This is a genomic window from Streptomyces capoamus (assembly GCF_014654935.1).
GTDB lineage: Bacteria > Actinomycetota > Actinomycetes > Streptomycetales > Streptomycetaceae > Streptomyces > Streptomyces capoamus.
Genome location: NZ_BNBF01000133.1, coordinates 1 through 557 on the forward strand (window position 1 = coordinate 1; position 557 = coordinate 557).

1 protein-coding gene is annotated in these 557 nt (G+C 72.5%); it reads left to right on the forward strand.

Translation table 11 applies throughout. The features are described from left to right. Nucleotides 1–557, forward strand: a 557-nt coding sequence (locus tag IE312_RS38125) for an AMP-binding protein (RefSeq protein WP_189986854.1), incomplete at both ends; no start/stop codon positions are given.

Below are 557 nucleotides of genomic sequence, written 5' to 3' on the forward strand. Positions count from 1 at the left end.
TACAGCAGCGATCTGTTCGACCGGGAGACGGTGGAGTCGATCGTCGAGCGTTTCGTGCGGATGCTGGAGGCGGTGGCTGCCGATCCGCAGGTGCGGATCGGGTCGGTGGAGTTGCTGTCGGAGCAGGAGCGCGACCGGCTGCTGGTGGAGTGGAACGACACCGCGCGGGACGTCGCCGAGGCGACGGTGCCGGCGGTGCTGGAGGCGCAGGCGGCCCGTACCCCGGACGACGACGCGCTGGTGTGCGGGCAGGAGGTGCTGTCGTACCGGGAGCTGCACGCGCGGGCCAACCGTCTGGCACGTGTGCTGATCGGCCGGGGCGTCGGGCCGGAGCGGATCGTCGCGCTGGCGCTGCCCCGTGGTGTGGAGCAGATCGTGGCGCTGCTGGCGGTCCTCAAGGCGGGGGCGGCCTACCTGCCCGTCGACCCGGCCTATCCCGCGGAACGCATCGCCTACATGCTCGGCGACGCCTCCCCGGCACTGCTGCTGACGACCACCGCGACCCTGCCCGACCTGCCCCGCGACCTGGACGTCCCCACCCTCGAACTCGACGCGGC